Origin of the sequence: Streptomyces boncukensis, from assembly GCF_011045075.1 — a bacterium.
Taxonomy (GTDB): domain Bacteria; phylum Actinomycetota; class Actinomycetes; order Streptomycetales; family Streptomycetaceae; genus Streptomyces; species Streptomyces boncukensis.
Genome location: NZ_JAAKZZ010000863.1, coordinates 1 through 1,889, shown reverse-complemented (window position 1 = coordinate 1,889; position 1,889 = coordinate 1). Strand labels below are relative to the sequence as shown.

The 1,889-nt window shown below is 71.9% G+C and carries 1 protein-coding gene; it reads right to left on the bottom strand.

What is annotated here, in order from left to right; genetic code table 11:
• Nucleotides 1-161: 161 nt before the first annotated feature.
• Nucleotides 162-1,889 (bottom strand): DUF2334 domain-containing protein (locus G5C65_RS36465; RefSeq protein WP_206442670.1); only part of this gene is annotated, 1,728 nt, incomplete at its 5' end.

The following is a 1,889-nucleotide window of genomic DNA, read 5'->3' as shown; positions in this document are numbered from 1 at the left end:
CCCTTCGGCCGTGCAGCCGGCGGCGGTGACAGCGACGGCGAGGAGGACCGCCGCCGCGGCGGCGGTCCTCGTGTTCATGTCGTCCCCCTCAACGCGCCTCCCCCTCCCGGCCCGGCCCGGCCCCGGCGACCTTTTCACAGGGCTCACAGGTCTCACAGGTCTCACAGGTCGGCGGGGCTGACGAAGGTGTAGCCGAGCGCCTTGATGCCCTCGACCGTCTCCCGCAGCGGCTGGAGCGGATAGCTCGGGTGGTAGAAGAAGCTGGCGAACCCGTCCCGGACGGCGAGGTTGGCCCGAGCCGAGTCGACGAGGTCGGCCGGCAGCCGCGGCGGATGGTTGTTCTGCGCCTCCGGCTCGTAGTTCCCGATGTTCTCGGGGAGGACCTTCGTCCCGTACACATCGCGCACCACGTACGGGAAGAACTGCCCGATGAAGCGGTTCGGGTCCGACGGGGTGCCGCTCAGCGTCCCGGCGAAGTACAGCGAGCGCTCCAGGCGGGCCGGGAAGGCGTCGCCGAAGACCCGGTAGTCGGTGGCCGATGCCGCGTAGTGCGGGGTGGTCCACAGCTCCGGCTTCGGCAGGCCCGCCGCCGCGAACTCCGCCAGCGCGCCGGTGACGCGCCCCCGGGCCCACTCGGCGGAGTCCTCGGCGACCGGGCCGTCGTGGACGACGTTGTCCCCGTCGTCCACATGCGCCCGGTAGAACTCGAAGTCGTCTCCGCTCACGCCGTTGTACGGGTTGGAAGCGGTGCCGTACTGGTGCGTGTAGCCGTGGCTCATCAGGACCGCGCCCTTGTCGAGCATGTAGCGCAGCGCGTCGACCAGCTCCGGCCGCTCGGAGAGCCTGACCGTCTCCGGGACGCCGTCGTTGTAGGCGCCGTTGGGGTCGGTGTAGACGGGGATCACATTGATCCCGAACGGGACCCGCTCCTCGTGGAGGTAGTCGGCCATGGCGCGCAGCCGCGCAGGCTCCGATACGGGGCTGATGTCCTCCAGCCGTACGAGCGCGCGGTGCCGCTCGGAGGTGTCCGGGGCGAGGGCGTCGAAGAGCAGGTCCTCAAGGACGATCACACGGTCGCTCTCGGAGACGTAGGCGAACGGGATCTCCCCGATGTAGGTGAGGTTGGACGAGCGGACCGCCCAGCCGAAGGTGTTCCCGCTGGAGGTGTCCAGGCCCTCGGCGAGCCGGGTGACCGGCGGATACCCGTCTCCCGTCAGCACGTTGGGGCGCAGCACGCCGCCGTCCTGCCCCGCCGGGACCTTCCGGGTGAGGGGCCGCTCCTTGTACGTCACCCGGGTGACGGTGCCGACCGAACCGCCGTCCTCGTAGTACGACGTCGTCGGGTCCCAGCCGTACTGCTGCTTGAACCGCTCCACGCCGACCTGGTTGGCCATGTTCCAGATGTTGGCGCCCATCCAGATCACGGGGGTCCCGCTGCCCAGCGCGTCCTGGTAGAAGGCGGCGGGGACCTCGTCCGGTGTGCCGCAGCAGTAGTAGGTCGAGCCGATGTAGATCACGGCCGTGTACGGGTCGAGCATGCCCGGGGTGTACTCCGCGACCGGCTTGGCCGTCACGGAGCCGAAGTGGCCGCCGAGGTTGGACACGGCCATCGCGTACAGCTCGCCCAGATGCCCGTAGGCGCCCGCGGTGTCGTAGAGCACGAGCGTGGTCGCGGCGGCGGCCGGGGCGCGGCGGGGCGCCGTCGGGGGCACCGTACGGGGCGCCGTACGGGGTGCGGCCGTCGCGGCGGAGGGCGGCACCGCGTCGGCCGGGGCCGCGGACGGCGCGGTCTGCGGACCGGGCCTGGCGCGCCGCGCCCGGTCCGCCGCGAGCTGGGCCTTCGCCCAGCCCTTGAGCTCCGCGCTGCTCAGTCCCGACCGGGGTCCGGG